Source organism: Acidaminobacter sp. (assembly GCF_030247605.1).
In the GTDB taxonomy this organism is placed as follows: domain Bacteria; phylum Bacillota; class Clostridia; order Peptostreptococcales; family Acidaminobacteraceae; genus Acidaminobacter.
On the sequence record NZ_JAOTSB010000022.1, the window covers coordinates 25095 to 45166 of the forward strand.

General features: G+C 51.8%; 23 protein-coding genes. 21 read left to right on the forward strand and 2 right to left on the reverse strand.

What is annotated here, in order from left to right:
• The first annotated feature begins 13 nt into the window (after positions 1 to 13).
• The 4 genes from OEL90_RS10705 to OEL90_RS10720 are packed head-to-tail and all read left to right on the forward strand — an operon-like array spanning position 14 to position 3175.
• Positions 14 to 1414, forward strand: coding sequence for a D-serine ammonia-lyase (locus OEL90_RS10705; RefSeq protein WP_300688473.1), 1401 nt, complete (start codon positions 14 to 16; stop codon positions 1412 to 1414).
• A gap of 50 nt (positions 1415 to 1464) precedes the next feature.
• A complete protein-coding gene (locus tag OEL90_RS10710; protein ID WP_291403761.1) occupies positions 1465 to 2037 on the forward strand; it encodes a DNA-3-methyladenine glycosylase I in 573 nt (190 codons plus the stop codon).
• On the forward strand, positions 2034 to 2717 hold the full coding sequence (gene thpR / locus OEL90_RS10715; RefSeq protein ID WP_291403763.1) for an RNA 2',3'-cyclic phosphodiesterase: 684 nt from the start codon (positions 2034 to 2036) through the stop codon (positions 2715 to 2717). Before OEL90_RS10710 ends, thpR begins: the two co-directional genes overlap by 4 nt.
• Positions 2714 to 3175, forward strand: coding sequence for a COG2426 family protein (locus OEL90_RS10720; RefSeq protein ID WP_300688475.1), 462 nt, complete (start codon positions 2714 to 2716; stop codon positions 3173 to 3175). The genes thpR and OEL90_RS10720 overlap by 4 nt, the downstream gene beginning before the upstream one ends.
• Positions 3176 to 3366: 191 nt before the next feature.
• Here the strand turns inward: OEL90_RS10720 and OEL90_RS10725 are convergent, their stop codons facing one another.
• Positions 3367 to 3567, reverse strand: a complete 201-nt coding sequence (locus OEL90_RS10725; RefSeq protein ID WP_092592578.1) for a cold-shock protein — start codon at positions 3565 to 3567, stop codon at positions 3367 to 3369.
• A gap of 290 nt (positions 3568 to 3857) precedes the next feature.
• Here OEL90_RS10725 and OEL90_RS10730 point away from each other — a divergent pair, with 290 nt between their 5' ends.
• The 7 genes from OEL90_RS10730 (at position 3858) to OEL90_RS10760 (ending at position 8336) form a co-directional block, all read left to right on the forward strand.
• Positions 3858 to 4400, forward strand: coding sequence for a GNAT family N-acetyltransferase (locus OEL90_RS10730; RefSeq protein WP_300688479.1), 543 nt, complete (start codon positions 3858 to 3860; stop codon positions 4398 to 4400).
• Positions 4378 to 4788, forward strand: coding sequence for a DUF1667 domain-containing protein (locus tag OEL90_RS10735; RefSeq protein WP_300688482.1), 411 nt, complete (start codon positions 4378 to 4380; stop codon positions 4786 to 4788). The genes OEL90_RS10730 and OEL90_RS10735 overlap by 23 nt, the downstream gene beginning before the upstream one ends.
• 130 nt (positions 4789 to 4918) lie before the next feature.
• Positions 4919 to 5548, forward strand: a complete 630-nt coding sequence (locus OEL90_RS10740) for a cobalamin B12-binding domain-containing protein (RefSeq protein WP_291403775.1) — start codon at positions 4919 to 4921, stop codon at positions 5546 to 5548.
• Entirely contained in the window at positions 5545 to 6726 is a 1182-nt protein-coding gene (locus OEL90_RS10745) for an ABC transporter permease (protein ID WP_300688486.1), read from the forward strand. Before OEL90_RS10740 ends, OEL90_RS10745 begins: the two co-directional genes overlap by 4 nt.
• Positions 6719 to 7423 carry an ABC transporter ATP-binding protein gene (locus OEL90_RS10750; RefSeq protein ID WP_291403779.1) on the forward strand — a complete coding sequence of 235 codons (705 nt, stop codon included), beginning with the start codon at positions 6719 to 6721 and terminating at the stop codon, positions 7421 to 7423. Before OEL90_RS10745 ends, OEL90_RS10750 begins: the two co-directional genes overlap by 8 nt.
• A 159-nt stretch (positions 7424 to 7582) precedes the next feature.
• Positions 7583 to 8188 (forward strand): 5' nucleotidase, NT5C type, encoded by a 606-nt coding sequence (locus OEL90_RS10755; RefSeq protein ID WP_291403781.1) that lies wholly within the window; start codon positions 7583 to 7585, stop codon positions 8186 to 8188.
• 10 nt (positions 8189 to 8198) lie between these two features.
• A complete protein-coding gene (locus OEL90_RS10760; RefSeq protein ID WP_291403783.1) occupies positions 8199 to 8336 on the forward strand; it encodes a hypothetical protein in 138 nt (45 codons plus the stop codon).
• On the opposite strand, the gene OEL90_RS10765 is transcribed toward OEL90_RS10760, so the two are convergent.
• Positions 8305 to 8631 carry a 4a-hydroxytetrahydrobiopterin dehydratase gene (locus OEL90_RS10765; RefSeq protein WP_291403786.1) on the reverse strand — a complete coding sequence of 109 codons (327 nt, stop codon included), beginning with the start codon at positions 8629 to 8631 and terminating at the stop codon, positions 8305 to 8307. The genes OEL90_RS10760 and OEL90_RS10765 overlap by 32 nt on opposite strands.
• Before the next feature lie 280 nt (positions 8632 to 8911).
• Here OEL90_RS10765 and OEL90_RS10770 point away from each other — a divergent pair, with 280 nt between their 5' ends.
• The 10 genes from OEL90_RS10770 to OEL90_RS10815 all read left to right on the forward strand — a co-directional run bounded on the left by OEL90_RS10770 (position 8912) and on the right by OEL90_RS10815 (position 19717).
• On the forward strand, positions 8912 to 9310 hold the full coding sequence (locus OEL90_RS10770; protein WP_300688491.1) for an RbsD/FucU domain-containing protein: 399 nt from the start codon (positions 8912 to 8914) through the stop codon (positions 9308 to 9310).
• A 108-nt stretch (positions 9311 to 9418) separates the two neighbouring features.
• Positions 9419 to 9979, forward strand: coding sequence for a biotin transporter BioY (locus OEL90_RS10775; RefSeq protein ID WP_300688494.1), 561 nt, complete (start codon positions 9419 to 9421; stop codon positions 9977 to 9979).
• A gap of 120 nt (positions 9980 to 10099) precedes the next feature.
• Positions 10100 to 10444: a hypothetical protein gene (locus tag OEL90_RS10780; RefSeq protein ID WP_300688497.1), complete on the forward strand. Its 345-nt coding sequence runs from the start codon at positions 10100 to 10102 to the stop codon at positions 10442 to 10444.
• Positions 10441 to 11355, forward strand: a complete 915-nt coding sequence (locus OEL90_RS10785) for a DMT family transporter (protein ID WP_291403794.1) — start codon at positions 10441 to 10443, stop codon at positions 11353 to 11355. The genes OEL90_RS10780 and OEL90_RS10785 overlap by 4 nt, the downstream gene beginning before the upstream one ends.
• Positions 11355 to 11879, forward strand: coding sequence for an isopentenyl-diphosphate Delta-isomerase (gene idi / locus OEL90_RS10790; protein WP_300688502.1), 525 nt, complete (start codon positions 11355 to 11357; stop codon positions 11877 to 11879). Before OEL90_RS10785 ends, idi begins: the two co-directional genes overlap by 1 nt.
• 439 nt (positions 11880 to 12318) lie before the next feature.
• Positions 12319 to 12864 (forward strand): NADH-quinone oxidoreductase subunit NuoE, encoded by a 546-nt coding sequence (nuoE, locus tag OEL90_RS10795; RefSeq protein WP_330583764.1) that lies wholly within the window; start codon positions 12319 to 12321, stop codon positions 12862 to 12864.
• On the forward strand, positions 12864 to 14594 hold the full coding sequence (locus tag OEL90_RS10800; RefSeq protein ID WP_291403798.1) for an NADH-quinone oxidoreductase subunit NuoF: 1731 nt from the start codon (positions 12864 to 12866) through the stop codon (positions 14592 to 14594). Before nuoE ends, OEL90_RS10800 begins: the two co-directional genes overlap by 1 nt.
• A 21-nt stretch (positions 14595 to 14615) precedes the next feature.
• A complete protein-coding gene (locus tag OEL90_RS10805) occupies positions 14616 to 18194 on the forward strand; it encodes an FAD-dependent oxidoreductase (RefSeq protein ID WP_300688504.1) in 3579 nt (1192 codons plus the stop codon).
• A 167-nt stretch (positions 18195 to 18361) separates the two neighbouring features.
• Positions 18362 to 19054, forward strand: a complete 693-nt coding sequence (locus tag OEL90_RS10810; protein WP_291403802.1) for a Crp/Fnr family transcriptional regulator — start codon at positions 18362 to 18364, stop codon at positions 19052 to 19054.
• Between the two features lie 258 nt (positions 19055 to 19312).
• Positions 19313 to 19717, forward strand: a complete 405-nt coding sequence (locus tag OEL90_RS10815; RefSeq protein WP_291403804.1) for a single-stranded DNA-binding protein — start codon at positions 19313 to 19315, stop codon at positions 19715 to 19717.
• The last annotated feature ends 355 nt before the right edge of the window (positions 19718 to 20072 follow it).

The window sequence follows — 20072 nt, forward strand, 5'->3', positions numbered from 1 at the left end:
GAGGCGTATGGAGATGTCAGAGAAGACTCAACTGCAAGCAGCATCTGATGTGAATCAAGTTCTTGGCAAAGCCCTTGAGACCTGGGAAACTGAATACCCCAAAATTCGCAGCATCAGGAGCTATGAAGAGGTGTTCTGGAGCAATCAAAATCTGAAGCCTGTTGAGGACGCGATTCTTGAAACGGGGATTACCCTTGAGCAAATTCAGTCTGCGGAGCATAGACTAAAACGCTTCGCCCCCTTCTTCATGGAGGCGTTTCCTGAGACGCGAAGCACTCAGGGCCTTCTGGAATCGAAAATTCGCCGTGTCGAGTCATTTCAGGCCGAACTTGAGAAGACGCCCTTTGCAGTGCCTTTTGGCCGATTGATGCTCAAACTCGACAGCCACCTGCCAATATCGGGATCGATCAAGGCCCGGGGCGGTATTTATGAAGTTCTGCAGCATGCGGAACAGCTGGCGGTGGAAGCGGGACTACTGACCCCCGGCATGAGCTACGCCGCGTTCGCGGAGCCAAGGTTCAAAAAATTCTTCTCTGATTACAGCGTCGCAGTGGGCTCCACAGGTAATCTGGGACTCAGCATTGGCATCATCAGTGCCGCGCTGGGCTTTAAGGCCCAAGTGCATATGTCCTCGGACGCCAAGGCCTGGAAGAAAGCGCTGCTGCGTCAGAAGGGCGTTGAAGTGTTCGAGTACGATTCGGATTACAGCGTTGCCGTGGAGCAGGGGCGAAAGGAAGCAGAAAAGGATCCCAAAACCTATTTTGTGGATGATGAAAACTCGTTGAATCTGTTCCTGGGCTATGCGGTGGCCGCGCTGCGACTTAAAGGTCAGCTGGATCATCTGGGCTACACGCCTTCCGAAGCATCGCCGCTGTTTGTGTATCTGCCCTGTGGTGTCGGCGGTGGTCCCGGCGGGGTCGCTTTTGGCCTCAAGATGCTCTTTGGCGAGCACGTCCACTGCTACTTCGCTGAGCCGACCCATTCGCCCTGCATGCTTCTGGGCATGATGACCGACCAGCATGACGCTGTCAGCGTCCAGGATTTTGGCCTGGACAACCGGACTATTGCCGATGGTCTTGCCGTCGGACGTCCTTCCCTGTTCGTAGGGAAAGTCCTGAGACATCTTTTGGATGGTGTCTTCAGTGTCACAGACGAACATATGCTGTCCGACCTGGCAATGATGGCGGATTTTGAGTCCCTTCGCCTGGAGCCTTCCGCCCTCGCGGGCATCAGCGGGCCGTCCTGGCTGAAGCGTGATACGGCCGTCTATAAGGCGCTGCTTAAGCGGTATACACCGGAGGCCCTTAATCAGTCGATCCACCTCTCCTGGGCAACCGGTGGGAGCATGGTGCCGGAAGAGGTCATGGAAAAAGATATTGAGCATGGAAGGAAACTGTATAAGAAGACCTTGTAGCTTATAACGCTCCGACTGTTTTGGCAAAGAATAGAATGGAGGGATCTGTGATGTCCCGTTGTCCTTGGTGCTTGTCTGACCCCGTTTATATTGATTACCACGATCATGAATGGGGCGTTCCGGTTTATGAGGATCGAATACATTTTGAATTTCTGGTGCTGGAATCCGCGCAGGCTGGCCTCAGCTGGCTGACCATTCTGAGAAAGCGCGACCACTACAGACGTCTCTATGAAGGGTTTGATCCAGTTAAAGTGGCGGCTTACGGGCCTGCTGAGGTTGAGCTGATGATGCAGGACCCCGGTATAGTCCGGAATCGCAAAAAGATAGAAGCGTCCATTATGAACGCTAAGATTTTTCTGGAAATCCAGCATGAGTTCGGCAGCTTTTCGAACTACCTGTGGCGTTATGTGGAAGGGAAGCCTCTGATTCATTATCCCAAGACCCTGGAAGAGGTGCCTTGTGAGAATGAAGTTTCTGATGCCATCAGCCGGGATCTCAAGTCCAGGGGGATGAAATTCGTGGGCACCAAAATTATCTACGCCCACCTCCAGGCGACAGGGATCATCAATGACCATTTGGTGTCCTGTGCCCGTCATGACATTGTTCAAAGGTTGTCCAAATGAGAGAGCAAGAGGGCAAGATTATCAAGGGTAAGGCGGTGGGTTCGCCTGCTGCAGACTCTGAGACGGATGGCGCCGGAGGGATCAGGCAGGGGAAAGAAAAACCCGGCAAGATCAGGCTCTTTATTGGTCTTGAATTGCCTCCGGCAGCAAAAGCCCGCATCCACAAAGCTGCCGGGCCGGTGCTGTCGCGGATTCAAAAGGGCAAATTGACAGAGGCGGACAATTATCACCTGACTGTATTTTTTATTGGAGAAGTAACCGAGGAAGCGGTGGCCGCCTGGAAAGCGTGCGTGGCTGAGGCTGCTGCAGTCAGCGAAGCCTTCGACCTGATCCTTTGTCATACAGGGTTTTTCTCCAGGAAGAACCGCAAAATTCTTTGGTTTGGCTCTGAGGCTTCAGAACGCCTTGAGACTTTATACAAACATGTCATGTCTGCAGCAGATGACACCTTGTCATCTCAGGGAAAACCCGGTGCTTCAACGCAGCCTGGCGCCAACAGGCCCTTCAGACCCCATGTCACCCTGGGTCGTGAAATAGTCGCAGAGGATGACGCGGCAGTGATCCAAACAGAGAGGATCAAGGTTCGCGTTGAGACTCTGACGCTGTTTGAAAGTAAGAGAATTTCCGGCCGCCTGGCTTATGTACCCATTGCCAGAGGCAGGCTTAGGGAGCGCCTATGAGTTTTTTAGAGCAGATTCCAAATGAACTCTATATTATTGCCATGTCCATGATGCCCGTCGTAGAGCTCAGAGGCGCGATTCCCCTTGGGGTATCCCTGGGCTTTTCGACGCTTCACAGCACCATCCTCGCGATCATTGGGAATTCAGTGATCGTGCCGGTCCTGCTGCTCATCATTGAGCCTTTGTTCGCGCACATGAAGCGTCTGGAACAGCTCAGGGGCTTTGTAGAACGCCTGGAAGTCCGGGCGGCGTCAAAGGTACAGAATTACAGGAAGTACAGACTCCTGGGGCTTTTTATTCTGGTGGCAATTCCTGTGCCCACCACTGGGGTATACACCGGCTGCATAGCGGCGGTAATCCTGAGGATTCGTCCCCGCAACGCGTCTATGGCCATCATAGCCGGTGTTGTTGCTGCTGGCATTATTGTCTTTATGGTAACGGAGCACATCCTTTTTTGATAGTTATACAAAAAGAAACGGGAACATGACGTCGCCATGTTCCCGTTTCTTTAACAAAAAAAGAAGAAAGGGCGTAAGCCCTTTCCTCGTGATCTTAATTTACTTTTTGAATCAAGGTGCTATTCCAAGTAGAACAAGGAACAGACTTTTGTCTCAAAGTTTGAATAAGACGAAGTGTGGTTCTTCGGAAATTAGAGTCTGCTGACGTTAGCAGCTTGAGGACCCTTTTGACCTTGAACGATCTCGAACTCAACTGCTTGGCCTTCTTCAAGAGTCTTGAAGCCTTCGCCTTGGATCGCAGTGTAGTGAACGAAAACGTCATTGCCGCCTTCAACAGTGATGAAGCCGAAGCCTTTTTCCGAGTTAAACCATTTTACTGTTCCTTTTTCCATTTCAAATTCCTCCAATGAATTAAAATTTACAAGTATGATTCTATCAGTGCGAGTTAGAAATGTCAATGCAGAATTCGAAAATATTGGAAAATTCATTTCACATTTTATCTTGGCTCAGAAAGTGATAATATAAATAATATAGGAACTAGAAGACGTAATGGCCATCGGAATGTTCTTAAACCAAAGACCGACCGCTGGTAAAATTGGAAATCCTAAACATGCATGATCAACAGATCAGCAAACTGACAAAAGGGGGGTCGTGATGCATCCGAATCCGGATACATCGCATCATGATGGACAGAGCGCTGAGAGGCGAAACGACTTATTTAATTCCTTTGACGGCGGAGGATCTGGAGGACCAACTGACAGATCCGGGACGGACAGCCAGTCGGTATGATCTGAAAGGCGCGCTGGAGGCGCCGGATGAGCATATGTCTAAAATACTGGAAATCAAGCTGATGAAGATGAATGAGGCCCCGGAGCTCGCCATTTTCTCAACTTATTTTTTGATCGCAGCGCTGGAGGATCATGAAATTTTGGGCACTATAGGGTACAAAGGCGCACCGGATGAGGATGGCACCATAGAGGTTGGCTATGGCATCCGCCGAAAATTCAGGGAAAAAGGCTACATGACGGACGCTCTGAAGGTATTCACAGCCTTTGGACTCACCTTGCCGGGGGCGAAAAAAATTATAGCCTGTACAAATAAAGACAACGCCGCGTCCATCCGTGTTCTGGAAAAGTCAGGCTACAAGCGAATTTACACGGCTCCGGACCTTTACGTCTGGCGTTGTCCCGCGGAGGAACAAGATGATGAACTCCAGGCAACATGACCCCGGAAAAAGCCTGATAATCGTCTGCAAGGCCTGTACGGCAAAGTGCAGGATGGTCTTCGAGCCGGAGAGCGGCAATCTGAAAGGCAGCAAATGCCCCAGAGGCGAAGCCTTCGCGAAGGCCTACCATCCGGACGCCGTCAAGATCAGGACCTATCTGGTCCCGGTGGAGAACGGGCACATGAAGCGTATGGCGCTGCGAACGGAGGTGCCCATCGGCGAAAGTCTTTCGGAAATCATTGAAGCCGCGCTGAAGCCTGCAGCCGTAAAGGCGCCCGTGGAAGCCGGCGCCACTGTATTCAGGAACGTTGGCGGCAGCGGCGTGGACCTTATAGCGACGAGAAAGATGCCTGCCAGATCCAGCGTCAAAACACCTGGGTCAGATTAAAAAAAAGCGGCGGATCCCATTAAGCCGCCGGCTCGCCCACAACAAAATACCCGTGAATGCCAGGCCTGTCAAGCGAACAACATCGTTAGACGGGTCTTTGTTTTGGGTATCAAGTACGCGAGGTGAGCTTATGACCCAATTTGAGACGTTTTACAGCCTGGTCGGTGCCGAGGATCTCGAAGGTGCGATCCAGGCCGCTGTCGACTACGCGGATGCCGAAGAAACCCTAACAGGCTTTCTTCGCGAAGGATTTGTCCAAAGCATGAGTTCCACCCAAGGATGGACAAGGGATGGCGGCGCGATCTGGAAGGAGCACATACGGAGTGAGATCTTGGATTTGGTTCTCGCCAATCTAAGGCTCAACATAGAGGCGTTCTATCAAAAAAACAAAAAAGGCGCCGCGCCAGTAATCGTCGCCTGTCCAGACGGCGAAACCCACACCCTTGGCGCCAAGGTTACCACGTCGCTGCTGCGGATCAAAGGGTTCAATGCGCGCTTTATAGGCGCAGACCTGCCGGCGGATCAGCTGATGTCTTTGGTTGACAGTGTCAAGCCGGCAGCCGTAGTGTTTAGCGTGACACATCATTATAACCTTTTGGCGCTAAAAGATACCATAACCCAGCTCAAAGGCAAGTTTCCGCAGCTGTTGATCGCTGCAGGCGGCGCTTCCCTCAGGCACAATGCGGACGCCTTTCCTGAGGTCAGAGTGGTGACGAATCATGACGCGCTGTTTGAAATGATAAGGGGTGAGCTCAGATGAGGCTGGCTTCTTATTTCGCCATGAGATTTATCAAAAGATCCAAGGTGCAGTCCGCTTTGATTGTGGCCGGATTGACTATGGGCGTCGCGGTGCTGGTGATCACGACCTGGCTCGTCGAAGGGATGCGCGCTGCCATGGACGAGACCTATGCAGGGAACATTCCGCACCTTGTGGTGAGACAGTTGGGAGAAACGACGCAAGGCCTGGAGGATAGGGTGGGGCTTGAGGAGACCATCGGCAAAGCTCTGCCTGGGCTTGTGGCCATGACCCCGACGCTGGATCAGCAAGTGGTGCTGAGGCTGCCGCCGTCCGATCCGGCAGCTGGGGGGGACACGCCTCTGACGATGCGGGGGCTGAAGCTGGCTCGCGCTGGGGATCTGTACCCGCTGGGAAGCGCCATGATCAGCGGTCGAACCTTTAAAGAGGGCCGTGAAATTGTCGTGGGGACTTTGCTCGCCGAACGCCTGTCTCTGGAGGTTGGCGATGGGGTGGTGCTGGAGGACGATCATGGGAAAACGGCAACTTTTAATGTCGTTGGTATTTTTGACCTGAAGCTCGAAGAGGAAAATGCGTCAATGGCTTATGTGGATTTATCCGCGCTGCAGTTGGCGTTTGGACTGGAAGAGGCCGCGGCGCAAATTGAGCTGCAGCTGGAAGACGCTTTCAAGGCAGGCGAAGCGTCACTTCAGCTGGCCTCTGTGCTTGACCGGCCGTTCCTCGAAATCAGAAGCTGGGAGACGACCCATGAGCAGCTGTTTGAAGCCGCAGCCCTGCAGCGCAGTGCCATAAGGCTGTTGATGATCGCGGTGACGCTGATCATTTTCGTGGGGACGGTGCTGATTCTGTCCTTGTCCGTGTATCAGCGTGCTGTTCAGCTGGCGGTGTTTAAGTCCCTGGGACTTCGCAGCGGTCAGGGGGGAATGGTGTTTGCGCTCTATGCTTTTTACCTGTCGCTGTTTGGGGTCTTTGGAGGGATTGCAGCAGGGTCGGGGCTTATTCGACTTTATAAGACTCAGTCTGTTTTGGGGATCAGCGCCTATCAGCAGGCACCTGAGCTGAATCTGGTCAGTCTGGTCCTGTCCCTGGCGGTGTTGCCGCTGGCTTCGGCTGTGGCAGCGAGGGGCGTGGCCCAGTGGGTGATCAGCAAAGATCCTGCGGAGGTGATTCGGCATGGGTAATATTCAGCCATCGGCATTATCACTTTCCGGGGTTGTCAAATCCTTTGGCAAAAATAATGAGAAACGTGCGCTTTCAGGCATAGACCTGGCTTTTGCCGATGGTGAGATCACTTCAATCACCGGCCCAAGCGGCGCTGGCAAGAGTACGCTGCTTCAGATCGCCGGTTTGATGCTGACACCGGATCAAGGGGAGGTCATGGTGCGGGAGCGGCGTGTTTCCGAGATGACAGGGGCGACACGTGGACGCTATTTAAGACAGGAACTGGGCTTCGTTTTTCAGCGCCCTGCCTTGATTCCAGAATTTACCGTGCTGGAGAATGTGTTGCTTACAGACCGTATATTGAACGGAAAAGTGGAAGCGTCAAATTTGCCTTATGCCAAGAAGCTGATCCTGGAAGCCGGTTTGTCCGGCTGTGAAGCGGAATTTCCATGGGCGCTGTCCGAGACCCAGCAGAAGACGGTGACGCTGGTGAGGGCACTGGTCAATATGCCGTCGATCCTTTTGATCGATGAGCCTGTGGCAGGGATGGATGAGCGTTCGGCTGAGGTCATGATCCGGCTGATTTGGCAGATCCATGAGAAATTCAGGACGACCTGCATTATGGTCAACAACGAGCGGGTCCTGGCAGAGAGGTCCGACCGGGTGATCGAGCTGCGGGAAGGACGCGTGTTTGCGGATTTTAGAAGAGGGTTGTAAGGTTCGAAAGATGAGGGAAGACGGGGGAAGATGGGGAAACAGAAGTTGGATGAAAGGGTCCTGTTTCTGTTTCACCGTCTTCCCTTTAATGCGCGAACGAGGTATAATAATTAAACATGCAATTTTTATAATGAGTTTTGAATGCTTTGGGAGGTTGACATGAAACCGACACTTTATCTGGATTTTGACTCGACCATTGTCAATTCCGAACGCGCTTTTTGCGCGGTATATAATCAGCATTATCAGCACTTTGAAGATTTTGTGCCTGCTCACGAAGAGCATGCGGGGGACTGGGTGTTCCGGCATGCGTGCCCGCTGATTCATCAGCGCAGCGCGGATCCGGTTGCCGAAGTGCGGCGGATTTTTGGTCTGGAGGACTTTTTCAGCCATCTTGAGTTTTACGAGGGTGCCTTTCAAACCATACAGGCACTGAAGTCCGAGTACGAAATAGTCATTTGTACCTCTGCCTCCCCTGAGAACGGTTCGAAAAAGGTGATGTGGATTGAGCAGCACATGCCCTTTGTGGATGAGATCATCATTTTAGTCAACAAATCCAATAATGGGGTTGGCAAAGGCCGTGTTCACATGCTGGAGCCTGGGGCGGTATTCGTGGATGACCATCCGGCCAATCTGCGGTCCACGGAGGCCCAACGAAAAATTTTGTTTAATTACAACGGCAGGATTACGGATTACAACCGGGGCTGGGACGGCGAGGCGGTCAGCAGCTGGACGGAATTGTATGAGCGGCTGATGATGAAGGGGTAGGGGCATAGGCGTGAAAAAACGCGCTCTCGCCGTGGTTTGGGAGAGCGCGCTGGTAGGGCGCTTTGGGCTTTGGATTGTGACGCTGCATAGTGACAGTTTGGAAGTGGCCGGCAGCCTTACAAAAGGTCGATTTTTGCTGCCAGAATGAAGTCGTTGTAGGACAGACCTTTGATCTTATGGGTCATCAACCGGACGACGACGCGTCCCCAACTCAGTTCAAGGTCGGGATGATGGCCTTCCTCTTCGGCTAATAAACCAATTCTGTTGACGAATTCCAGAGCGCTGACGAAATCCTTGAATTTAAAGCGGCGTTCCAGCTGCTTGTCCTCGAGTACTGTCCAGTCACTGTGAAGCTGTGGCTTCAGGCGCTGGATCTCATCCGCCTCAAGGGGCGGGGTGTCGATAGTGCAGGGAATACATTGCTTTGCCAGTAAGACTTCCATGAGGAACCCTCCTCGAATGATTCATAGGTGATAGGTTTGTTTGACGTTCTATTTATACACCTTTGGACCAGAAATTAAACAGGGAGCGCCCTGCGGCCGGTTGAGGGACTTTGGAAACTGGCAGGAAAAAGATTGGCGAATGAAGAAGGCTTGGATGAAAAGCTGATAAATTGTGTCCAAATTGTGTGAAGCTCTGGCACCATTTCAAGTTTGGTGACAGGCACCGGTTTTGTTTTTGTCCGCGTCACCCAATTAAAATTTTAACAAGAGGAGAATTTTCATGAGTCGAAATCCTATTCTCAATGCTGCTCTGAACGCGGCACTCAGTAAAGTTGGCGCAGGGGACCGGATCGTGGTCATAGCAGCGCGTTTTCCGGCGCCGGAGGGTGTAGAGGTGATTGACCTTGCCCTTTGTGACGGAGTCCCGTCCTTTAAGACCACTTTTGAGCTGTTGATGTCTCAGCTGGACATTGACCAGATCACCAGGACTGAAGAGCTGGAAAAGGCAGATTCAGAAGCGAAGAGTTATATTGAGAGTCTGGCGGAAGCCAAGGGAGCAAAAATGGAAGCGCTGACCTACCGTCAGTTCAAGATCCTCGCAAAAAGCGCGCGCTTCGCAGTAAGGATTGGTGAAGCTGAGGTTCAGGCCAGTGTAGTTCTAAGAGAAAGAGAAGTCTAACAGCAAAAGTTTGCTTAACGTAAACCTAAAAATTAAATAGGTTGACAATTGATGACCAGGGTTTTATACTCGAATTGTCAACTAATTTAACTTTGGAGGTTTACAATCATGACGACTACAAATGCTGCCAAAAGTACAAACTTATCCCTTCGGGATATGATGCTGGTGTCCATGTTTACGGCGATTCTCGCTGTTCTGGCTTACGTTGCCATCCCGCTGCCCTTTTCACCCGTACCGGTTACCGGGCAGACCTTTGGGATCATGCTTATTGGTCTCCTGCTTGGGAAAAAGCGCGGCGTGATGGCTGTCACATTGATGCTGCTTCTCGGTGCGGTCGGAGTGCCCGTTTTTTCAGGGGGACGTGCCGGCTTGTCGATTTTAGTAGGTCCTACAGGCGGCTATCTTTTTAGCTGGATCTTGTCAGTTGTTGTTATTGATGCGTTGAAATCCAAAATTCAAGGGTTTAAAGGCGCAGTGATCGCATCGCTTGTCGGTGGGGTTATAGTCGTTTACGCAATAGGCGTACCTTGGCTGGCAATTTCTACGGGCATGTCCCTGGGGGCGGCTTTTATTGCAGGCGCTTTGCCGTTTCTGGCAGGGGATTTTTTTAAAGTTGCCATTGCGGCCATAACAGCAGCCCGCATGCCAAAAAATTTATTACGACAGTAAGGCGTCGTTTTTATGCTTCACAGCCTGTCTTTGAGAGAGGCCCGTTTGTGAGGCAAAGAGCCGGTCAGTTCTGCTCATGGCGCCTTAAATGCTGCTTAGACAATTCATATGAGGTGAATCATGGGTAAAATTATTCTGGTAACATTGACTGCGGCGCTTGGCATTTGGATGATTTATATCGCGCTCCAGATCAAACAGGGGGGAAAACCCCAGTACGGCAGCATTGGCCAGCGGATCAGATATGAAGATGCAGCCAGTCAGACACTATTTTTGGAAAAGACGAGACGTTATCACCTGATTATAGGCCTTGGATTTGTTGGGGTAGCCCTTGCTGCCTGGCTGATTTCAAAGCCGGCGGTAGTTCTGTTTCTCTATTTGATTTATGCGGCGGTGATCAACTTCGCCAGAGCCCACATTGAGAATCAGCTGCTGGAAACAGATATTGACACGGAGGCGCGTTCATGAACAAAAATCAGGTTAAAGCTGATTTGGCGCTGCTCATTGTGACAATAGCCTGGGGCGTTTCTTTCCTGCTGACGAAAAATGCGTTGGTCGGCCTCGAGACCTTTAATTTTCTAGCTGTTCGCTTTGGTATAGCGACGCTCATTTCAGTCGTTATTTTTTTGAAGGACATGATCCGGATGAGCCGAAAAACTTTGTTGCTTGGCATAGGTGTCGGTTCGGTGATGTTCGCGGCTTATGCCCTTCAGACTGTGGGCATCACTCTGACGACGATTTCAAAATCTGCCTTTATAACAGGCACCAGTGTGCTGATGGTTCCGCTTTTTATGGCGCTTTTTCTGAAGCGCATACCGGACAGGTCCTCGCTGGTTGGTGCTTTCATGGCGTTTGTAGGTCTTGGCTTGATGACGCTGACTGGAGGGAGCTCAGATGCGGGCGCTGCCGGCAGCCTGAACCTGGGCGATTTGCTGACGCTGATTGCCGCAGTGGGCTTTGCGCTCTATATCCTTGCAGTGGGCAAATATACCACGCAGGTAGACTCGATCCCCTTTGCCATTGTACAGCTCGGCACAGTTGCCGTTTTCAGCGGCATAACCTCCTTGCTGTTTGAAACGCCAGTTGTACCGACAGGCAGCGAGACCTGGTTTGCCATTTTGTTTTTAGCCATAGTTTGTACGTCCTTAGCGTTTATTGTTCAGAATGTAGCTCAGAAATACACCACTTCAACTCACACGGCACTCATCTTTTCCGGAGAACCTGTTTTCGCGGCCATGTTCGCCTATGTGATGATCGGTGAAGTCCTGGGGAGAAACGGCGTCATAGGCGGCGGGCTCATTTTGGCCGGGATGCTGGTGGCTGAACTCAACCTCGTCGATAAACTCAAAAAACGGCAAGGCACTTCGGAGGCAGCGTAATGTTGAATCCCAATATGCAAGAAAAAGTGGTACTGGTAAACGAGGAGAATGTTGTTCTCGGAACTATGGAAAAGCTTGAGGCTCATCAAAAAGGCCTGCTTCACAGGGCTTTCTCGGTACTCCTGTACAATGACGCCGGGGAGATGCTGATTCAGAGGCGCGCCATTGGGAAGTATCACACACCCGGCCTTTGGACCAATGCCTGCTGCAGTCATCCCAGAGAGGGGGAAGACGTTGCCGCGGCGGCGTCCCGTCGATTGAGGGAAGAGCTGGGTATAGTAATCCCGCAGGATGCCCTTCAGGTCAAGGGCCATTTTATTTATAAAGCAACCTTCGACAATGGCCTTACGGAGCACGAACACGATACCATGGTGGCTGGTCATTTTGATGGGGCGGTTGAAAACATCAATCCCGAAGAAGTGGAGGCTGTCCGCTGGATCGACATGGAGACGCTGAAACTTGAGATCAAAGCACATCCGGAGAAATTTACGCCATGGTTTAAGGAAATAGTTAAACGCGTTTAATTAATTTGAATTTTAAGGAAAAGCAACCCGAGTAAATTGGGTTGCTTTCTGTGAATATTGACAAAAAAATTGGTAGGGAAGGCGGTGTCTGACACCGCCTTCCTTCCTCGACTTCACTGGAGGAAATTACTCCAACCCTTTGAAAATCAAGTCGGGACACTAAGTGTCCCGGATTGCCAAAAAATAGTTACAATTTGCAGAATTATTAGAAAATTTGTGGTCTTTTTATAAAGTGAAGATATTATAAGATGTTGGGTAACATATGACTCGTTTTATGATAAAATAGTGGTGCAATGTGCCTCGAAGGCTGTGTTTGACATAAGTTAAACGAACATTTGCAGAAAAGACCATCGGCAAAAAAAAGCAAAAAAGATGCCGCAGGTTTAGAAAATTTCAACAAGGCTTTGATTGCTTAAACATCAAGAAACGGGGTGCCAAAATGACATGCAGCTGCAAACAGGATCCCATGGGGATTCAGGATCAAGTTGAGGATCGAGCGCTCGTGGATCTCAGTCTGATTGATCCTATCATTGAAAAGTACGGCAAGGTCAAAGGCAGTACAATCACTATTCTTCAGGGTGTGCAGGAAACTTACGGGTTTTTGCCGTCTGAAACGTTAACTTACATAGCCAAAAAAACGGGCATGAAAGAAGCTAAGCTCTACGGCGTCGCCACGTTTTACACACAGTTCAGAATGAAGCCGGTCGGCAAGAATCTGATCATGCTTTGTCAGGGGACGGCGTGCCACGTTAACGGGGCGTCTGCCATTGAGAAGGCAATCGTGGAGGAGCTCGGCATCTGTGAGGGCGAAACGACAAGTGACGGTATTTTCACGTTTACGAATGTCGCCTGCCTGGGCTGCTGCAGCTTGGCGCCGGTCATGATGATCAACGGCGAAACTTACGCGAAGCTGACACCGGAGAAGACGGTCGGCGTACTGAGAGAACTCAGGGCAGAGGCCCAATCTGAAATGGAGGTCAGCTGATGAAAGTGCTTGTCGGCGCAGGCAGCTGCGGATTTGCAGCAGGCGCGCATAAACTCATGGATGAGCTGGAAGCCATCCAGGATCTTCAAATCGATTACGAGATCACAGGCTGTATTGGCATGTGCCACCTGGAGCCTATCATGGAGGTTCATGAAGGCGGCGAGGTGTTCCGGTTCGTCAAAGTCTTGCCGGAGGATGTCAGACCAATCCTGGAGGATTTCAGAAATTACGCAAATAACCGGATCAGTGTGGAGGATGCTGACAGTCTCGTGAAGCAGCCCCGCGTCGTTCTGAAAAACTGTGGTGTCATCAATCCTGAGGATATCGAGGATTACATAAATATAGGCGGCTATGAGGCGATTCGCAATTGCTACGAATCGAGCTCGCCGGAGGCCGTCATTAACGAAATCAAAACTTCAGGCCTCAGAGGGCGCGGCGGCGCGGGCTTCCCGACCTGGTTCAAGTGGGATGCGGCCAGAAAATCACCTGGTCCTAAGAAATATGTCGTCTGCAACGCGGACGAAGGGGACCCGGGGGCGTTCATGGACCGTTCCGTACTCGAGGGCGATCCCCATACTCTGATTGAGGGCATGATGATCTGCGGTTTTGCCATTGACTCTGACGAAGGCGTCGTCTACGTCCGCGCGGAATATCCGCTGGCGATCCGCCGTCTTGAGAAGGCTATCAAAGACGCGAGAGCAAAAAACATCCTTGGCAAAGATATCTTTGGCATCAAAGGCAGAAACTTTGATCTCCGCATCAAAGCAGGCGCCGGCGCCTTTGTCTGCGGCGAGGAAACCGCTTTGATCGCGTCCCTCGAAGGCGAGCGCGGCATGCCTAGACTGAAGCCGCCGTTCCCGGCGCAAAAGGGCTTCTGGCAGCTGCCTACCAACATCAATAACGTCGAAACTTTCGCCAACGTGCCATGGATCATCCGCAACGGCGGCGCGGCGTTTGCCAAGTTCGGCATTGAGAGCAGCAAGGGGACGAAAGTCTTCGCCCTGACGGGCAAAGTCAAAAAAGGCGGCCTGGTGGAAGTGCCTATGGGCATGTCCCTGAGAGAGGTCATCTATGACATTGGCGGCGGCATTGTGGGCGACAGACCGTTTAAAGCGGTTCAGCTGGGCGGACCTTCCGGCGGCTGTGTGCCTATGCAGCTGATTGACACCTCCGTCGACTACGAGTCTATTACGCGCACCGGCGCAATTGTAGGCTCCGGCGGCATGGTCGTCATGGATGACACCACTTGTATGGTGGATATGGCGCGCTTCTTCCTGGACTTCACCTGCAAGGAATCCTGCGGTAAATGTACGTATTGCCGCATGGGCACCAAACGCATGCTGGAAATCCTGGAGCGCATCACAAACGGCCAGGGCAAAGACGGCGACATTGAACTCCTCGAGGAGCTCAGCTACAAGGTTAAAGACGGCTCCCTGTGCGGCCTCGGCCAAACGGCGCCAAACCCGGTTTTAACGACGATCAAGTACTTCCGCAACGAGTACGAGGATCACATTTACAACAAGACTTGTACGGCGAAGCAGTGCGCTGCGCTGATCCGCTATGAGGTCGTTGCGGACAAGTGTATCGGTTGTACGGTATGCGCGAAGGCGTGTCCGGTCTCCTGCATCAAGGGCGAGCTGCGCAAGGTCCACGAGATCGACCAGGATGCCTGCATCAAGTGCGGACAATGCTTCCAGAAGTGTAAATTCGACGCGATTCGTGTCTACTAACGGCGAAAGGAATGTGAACAAATGCCATATATCAGAGTTAATATCGATGGCCGTGAGATTCAGACCTATCGCGGCCATACGATCCTGGAAGTCGCGGCTCAGGCCGGGATTGACATCCCAACCCTGTGCCACGACGATAAGATAGAGAACTACGGCTCCTGCGGCATCTGCGTCGTAGAAGTCGAGGGCAACCCGCGCCTGGTGCGCTCCTGCTCTACTGAGATCATGGACGGCATGGTCATCAGAACCATGTCTGACCGTATCCGGGAAAGCCGGAAGACGACCCTTGAGCTGCTGCTGTCCGACCATACCGGCGACTGTAAGGCACCGTGTACCCATGGCTGTCCGGGCCACGTTGACGTTCAGGGCTACGTCGGCCTAATCGCCAACAAACAGTACCAGGAGGCACTGAAGCTCATCAAGAAAGAGCTGCCGCTTCCTGCGTCCATCGGCAGAGTTTGTCCTCATCCTTGCCAGACACAATGCCGACGCGGCCTCGTGGACGAGTCCATCACCATTGCATGGCTGAAGTATTTTGTCGCGGACCTCGACCTGAAGAGCGGAAGCCCTTACATGCCGCCAATGCTGCCGGATTCCGGGAAGAAAGTCGCCATAGTCGGCGGCGGCCCGAGCGGACTTTCCGCGGCTTACTACCTGCGCACCCAAGGCCACGCGGTAACGGTCTATGAAGCTATGCCGGAATTTGGCGGCATGCTCAAATATGGTATTCCGCTCTACAGACTGCCAAAGGATGTCCTGAAGTCAGAAGTGGAAGTCATCCGCAGCATGGGCGTCGAGCTCAAGCCTAACATTCGTATAGGTACTGATGTGACCCTGGAGTATCTCAGAGAGAAGTTTGACGCGGTGTACATAGGCATAGGCGCCTGGACGAGCATGGGCATTGACTGCCCTGGGGATCAGCTTGACGGCGTCATTGGCGGCATACAGTTTCTGACTAAGTTCGCGGTCAATGAACCAATCAAGACCGGCGAGCGCATCGCGGTTATTGGCGGCGGCAACACGGCTATGGACGCGGCAAGAACGGCGATCCGCCTTGGCGCCAAAGAAGTCTACACTATTTACCGTCGAACCAAGGAAGATATGCCTGCGGTGGATATCGAGATTGAAGAGGCTATGGAAGAGGGCGTCGTCTTTAAGTTCCTTCTCAGCCCAATTGAGGTTATTGGCGACGAAAACGGCCGCGTGAAGCAGATCCGGCTGCAGAAAATGCAGGTCGTCGGCGGCGGTGCGGACGGACGCAAAAAAGTGGTGCCTGTTGAAGGCGAAGAGGAAATTTTGAATGTAGACTCGGTGATCATGTCCGTTGGACAACGTCTTAAAGGGGATGGCTTTGAGGAGCTCGCCCTGAACAAGCACGGCTACATTGTTGCAGATCTTGAGACCTTCATGACCAACCTGGACGGCGTCTTCGCCGGCGGGGACGCGACGAATAAGGGCGCGGATATTGCCATTGCTGCGATTGCAGAAGGCAAGTGGGCGGCGCGCGTCATGAATACCTATCTCCACGGCAACCTGAAGCCCCACAAGGATCCATTCTACGTCAAGCGTGAGGACCTCACCAGCGAGAGCTTCCCGGATGTGGTTCGCGAGCTTCGCCCGCATATGGCTCATGAGCATCCTGAACTGAGAAAGCACAACTTTGAAGAGGTCGTCAAGGGCTATACCGAGGCGGCGGCAGTGCAGGAAGGCAACAGATGCCTGGAGTGCGGCTGCCACGATTACTTCGAGTGCGATCTGATCACCCATTCCCAGGCCTATGATGTCAAACCGGAGCGCTTTGCCGGTGAGATGCACAAGCGTATGGACGACGACGATCATCCGTTTATCAAGCGGGATCCAAACAAGTGCATACTGTGCGGCCAGTGCGTCAGAATCTGTGACGAGGTCATGGACAACACGGCGCTGGGTCTTGTCAGCCGCGGCTTTGACACTATTGTGAAGCCATCCATGGAGAAAAACCTGAAAGAGACGGAGTGTATTTCCTGTGGCCAGTGCATCAGCGTTTGTCCGACCGGAGCGCTCCAGGAGCGTACGCCAATCCATAAGCCGGTACCGGTTCGCACTACGCTGACTACGACGGCTTGCTCCTGCTGTTCCGTGGGCTGTACCCGCGACCTTGAGAGCCGCGGCGCCATGCTGCTGCGCTCATTGCCGGTGAGCGGTGAAAACACGGTCAACGACGGGCTCCTGTGCTCGAAGGGCCGCTTTGGCTTCTCGGCATATATCACAGAAAACCGTATTACTAAGCCGATGGTCCGCAAAGACGGCGAACTGGTAGAAACGACTTTCAGAGAGGCCTTCCTCTATGCGGCAAGACGCGCTCAGAGCCTGCATCTCCTGCACGGACGCAATTCCGTGGGTATCAGTATCTCTGACCGCTACACCAACGAGGAGCTCTACATGGCGAAGAAATTCGGCGTCGAGGTTCTGGGTACCAACGAAATCTTCTCCCTTGGCAACAAGAAGAGCGGACTTAAGGATGTCCTCCCGTATGACGCGTCTCCGAACCTGCTCGACGAGCTGACCAGGACGGATGTCATAATCTCTGTTGGCGGCGACATGATGGCGGATTACGCGATCGCGGCGCTGAAGGTGAAGGAAGCGGTTGGAAACGGCGCTAAACTGATTCACCTCAATAATCGCAAGAATAAGCTGGACGATTGGGCAGCGCGCTCCGTCAAGCTGGAGAATAATCTGGAATTCCTCCGCGAAATCGCCAAGTATTTGGCAGATCACAGCACTAAGGCAATCCGGGCTGCCGGTTTAGAGGACGTTAAGGCATCTCTCTCAGATGTTCGCGTGTCTTCCGAAGCCGCAGAAATTGCGGAGCTCTATCTCAACGCCAAGAAGGCCATGATCGTGTATGACGGCCGTGAAATCAGCCTCGAAGGCGAGCAGCTCATTGCATCACTCTGCATGCTGTCCGGCCATATTGCGTCCGCGCGGGAAGGCTTCATCAAACTGCGCGCCAACGCCAACGGCCAGGGCCTCGTCGACATGGGCATTGACCTCGACAGCGCGTCCAAGTACGCGAAAATCGCCAGCGGCGAAATCAAAGGCCTGATGGTCTTTGGTGAGGATGTCTCTGTGGACGCCGTCCGCGGACTGTCCTTCCTGATGGTTCAGGATACCCACATGACTGAGCTCGCGAAAATCGCGGATGTCGTCATTCCTGCCACGGTCATGGTTGAGTCAAACGGCACGATCACTTCCGCGGAGCGCCGCATCCACAGCGTCAGCGCTGCTGTTGAATCCCCAACGGGTCTCAGCAACTGGGAGATCTTCAAGGAGCTCATGAATACCTACAGCACCAACTGCGCGGTCCAGAGCCACGAGGAGATCACCGAGGAGTACAGCCGCGACATGTTTGGCTATGTAGGCCTCACTAATAAAATGAAGGCTGCCGATGGTCCTGTCTACTGGCCAATCGGTCAGTCCCCGCAGCTTTACACTCGCGAGCAATTGGCGGCTCATGGACGTTACGTCATCCCGCAGGAAGGCAGACTCTTCGACTCGATTGAAGAGACGAACTATCTGAAGCGACTCTTTGGGGCGTTTATTAAAGAGGCGACGGCGTAAGGCGGACCAGATAAGGTTTAGTTAAGGTTGAGGAGTTGAACTATGGCGCGTGGCGCCATAGTTCAACTCCTCTTTATTTTGTGGCAGATTGACCTAATTTATGGCGGCAAGATCCCTATTGGTGGTATAATGTCAATAACAAGGACAAATGGCAGGAGGGATGACGTGTGATCAGACTGATGGATGAAAAGCTGATTGATTACTATGTGGAGAAACTGGGCGTTATGTCGTGTTTTTCAAAGGATCTCAGACCTCATATGACCCTGTATCAGATTGAGCGCGGGGAAGAGGTATACGAACTGAATCAGCCGGTGACCATGTTTTACTTTTTGGCCATGGGGACGCTGAAGGTTTCCTATGCACTGGATAATGGGAAAGTCGTGCTTCTCAGATTTATAAAACCGCCGGGGGTGTGCGGGGATGTTGAGATTGGCATCAACAGGCCGGTGAGGACCTCCGTCAGCGCTGCGACGGATTGTCACCTGATTGGAATACACCTTGAGGTGATTAAGGCGCAAACGGCAGAGGACTCTGTGTTTAAGGATTTCATCATCGAGAGTCTGAGCCATAAAGTCATGGCGGTGTCCAATGCCATGGCCATCAATCTGAGTTATCCGCTGGAAAACAGGTTTGCGGGGTATTTGCTGTCGATTTCCTCTCAGGTTAATGACCGACGCGTTCAGGAAATAAAGACCTTTGATCTCAGGGAAATCGCAACCATGCTGGGGACCAGTTACAGACATTTGTGCCGGGTGATCAAAGATTTTTCTGACCAGGGACTTATTGAGAAGCGCCGCAGCCAGATCCTCATCAAGGACTATGCAGGGCTGGAGTCCTTGTCTGCCGGGTTTTATGAGTAGCGAAGAAAGTTTAATGTGAAGTTTTGGTGGAAGTTGGTTGAGATGAGAACGCTCTGCGGATTCTTAATTTTAACCAACTTCTTTTTTTAGTGCGCGAAGGGTTGATGTGGTAGTGGTTTTCATTTGAACTTCCCATGACTCAAGTCACGGGTGTTCTCGCCACACTTATAAAAAAATTCGCAAATTCAGTGTGGTAAATATTGACAATTAATCCCTCTTTTGATAATGTAAAAATATACCAATCACAGGAGGGATTCTATGAACAATGTTAGTCTGATCGGCCGTCTCACCCATGAACCAGAGTTGAAATTTACCCAGGGCGGACTAGCTGTCAACAAGCTGATCATTGCGGTGGACCGTTCACTCGGGCGCGAAAAACGGGATGAGCTCAGGCGTCAGGGCAAACCGACCGCAGACTTTCCAAGAGTTGTCGCAATGGGGAAATTGGCGGAAACCTGCCAGACGTATTTGAAGAAGGGTGATTTGTTCAGCGTGGAAGGCAGGGTTTCAACTTCATCTTATGAAAATAAGGATGGGGATAAAGTGTTCAACACAGATATCATTGCGTCACATATTCGATTTTTGACACCTAACCGCGGCACAACTGAAATTATACCGGCAGACCTTTCTTCAGAAGAGGCCGTTGAGATAGCGCCTTTCTAATTCGCTCAGCAAAGTCGACTGAAGATAGGAGATGGGAGTAACTCAGCATAACCATCGGCAAATCAAAATAGATCTAAGTCATCAGCAAGATTATACATAAGCGCCGGCCATCTGTTCATTCTTCGGAATGTCCAGATGGCCGGCGGCAGTTTTTGAAAAATTTTGTGATGAATTCTTAACTTTTGTGTGACTTTTGACCATATAAACTTTTTTTAGATTTGTTATAATGATAACACCTAGATTCTACGTGCAATCTACTCATATAACCCTTTAAGCAAGTATTTATAATCGTTAAGCCAAAACCATTCTTTCACCCAATGGGTGAAAGAAAATTGCAGCAAATTAACATCTATTT

What these genes read in the sequence shown, in the direction of transcription:
- OEL90_RS10785 (WP_291403794.1), top strand. Translation starts at nt 10,441, where the DNA reads ATGAACAAAAATCAGGTTAAAGCTGATTTGGCGCTGCTCATTGTGACA.
- OEL90_RS10735 (WP_300688482.1), top strand. Translation starts at nt 4,378, where the DNA reads ATGATGAACTCCAGGCAACATGACCCCGGAAAAAGCCTGATAATCGTC.
- OEL90_RS10720 (WP_300688475.1), top strand. Translation starts at nt 2,714, where the DNA reads ATGAGTTTTTTAGAGCAGATTCCAAATGAACTCTATATTATTGCCATG.
- OEL90_RS10740 (WP_291403775.1), top strand. Translation starts at nt 4,919, where the DNA reads ATGACCCAATTTGAGACGTTTTACAGCCTGGTCGGTGCCGAGGATCTC.
- OEL90_RS10755 (WP_291403781.1), top strand. Translation starts at nt 7,583, where the DNA reads ATGAAACCGACACTTTATCTGGATTTTGACTCGACCATTGTCAATTCC.
- OEL90_RS10805 (WP_300688504.1), top strand. Translation starts at nt 14,616, where the DNA reads ATGCCATATATCAGAGTTAATATCGATGGCCGTGAGATTCAGACCTAT.
- OEL90_RS10780 (WP_300688497.1), top strand. Translation starts at nt 10,100, where the DNA reads ATGGGTAAAATTATTCTGGTAACATTGACTGCGGCGCTTGGCATTTGG.
- OEL90_RS10745 (WP_300688486.1), top strand. Translation starts at nt 5,545, where the DNA reads ATGAGGCTGGCTTCTTATTTCGCCATGAGATTTATCAAAAGATCCAAG.
- OEL90_RS10730 (WP_300688479.1), top strand. Translation starts at nt 3,858, where the DNA reads ATGATGGACAGAGCGCTGAGAGGCGAAACGACTTATTTAATTCCTTTG.
- OEL90_RS10765 (WP_291403786.1), bottom strand. Translation starts at nt 8,631, where the DNA reads ATGGAAGTCTTACTGGCAAAGCAATGTATTCCCTGCACTATCGACACC.
- OEL90_RS10800 (WP_291403798.1), top strand. Translation starts at nt 12,864, where the DNA reads ATGAAAGTGCTTGTCGGCGCAGGCAGCTGCGGATTTGCAGCAGGCGCG.
- OEL90_RS10750 (WP_291403779.1), top strand. Translation starts at nt 6,719, where the DNA reads ATGGGTAATATTCAGCCATCGGCATTATCACTTTCCGGGGTTGTCAAA.
- idi (WP_300688502.1), top strand. Translation starts at nt 11,355, where the DNA reads ATGTTGAATCCCAATATGCAAGAAAAAGTGGTACTGGTAAACGAGGAG.
- OEL90_RS10770 (WP_300688491.1), top strand. Translation starts at nt 8,912, where the DNA reads ATGAGTCGAAATCCTATTCTCAATGCTGCTCTGAACGCGGCACTCAGT.
- OEL90_RS10705 (WP_300688473.1), top strand. Translation starts at nt 14, where the DNA reads ATGTCAGAGAAGACTCAACTGCAAGCAGCATCTGATGTGAATCAAGTT.
- OEL90_RS10775 (WP_300688494.1), top strand. Translation starts at nt 9,419, where the DNA reads ATGACGACTACAAATGCTGCCAAAAGTACAAACTTATCCCTTCGGGAT.
- OEL90_RS10710 (WP_291403761.1), top strand. Translation starts at nt 1,465, where the DNA reads ATGTCCCGTTGTCCTTGGTGCTTGTCTGACCCCGTTTATATTGATTAC.
- nuoE (WP_330583764.1), top strand. Translation starts at nt 12,319, where the DNA reads ATGACATGCAGCTGCAAACAGGATCCCATGGGGATTCAGGATCAAGTT.
- OEL90_RS10725 (WP_092592578.1), bottom strand. Translation starts at nt 3,567, where the DNA reads ATGGAAAAAGGAACAGTAAAATGGTTTAACTCGGAAAAAGGCTTCGGC.
- thpR (WP_291403763.1), top strand. Translation starts at nt 2,034, where the DNA reads ATGAGAGAGCAAGAGGGCAAGATTATCAAGGGTAAGGCGGTGGGTTCG.
- OEL90_RS10815 (WP_291403804.1), top strand. Translation starts at nt 19,313, where the DNA reads ATGAACAATGTTAGTCTGATCGGCCGTCTCACCCATGAACCAGAGTTG.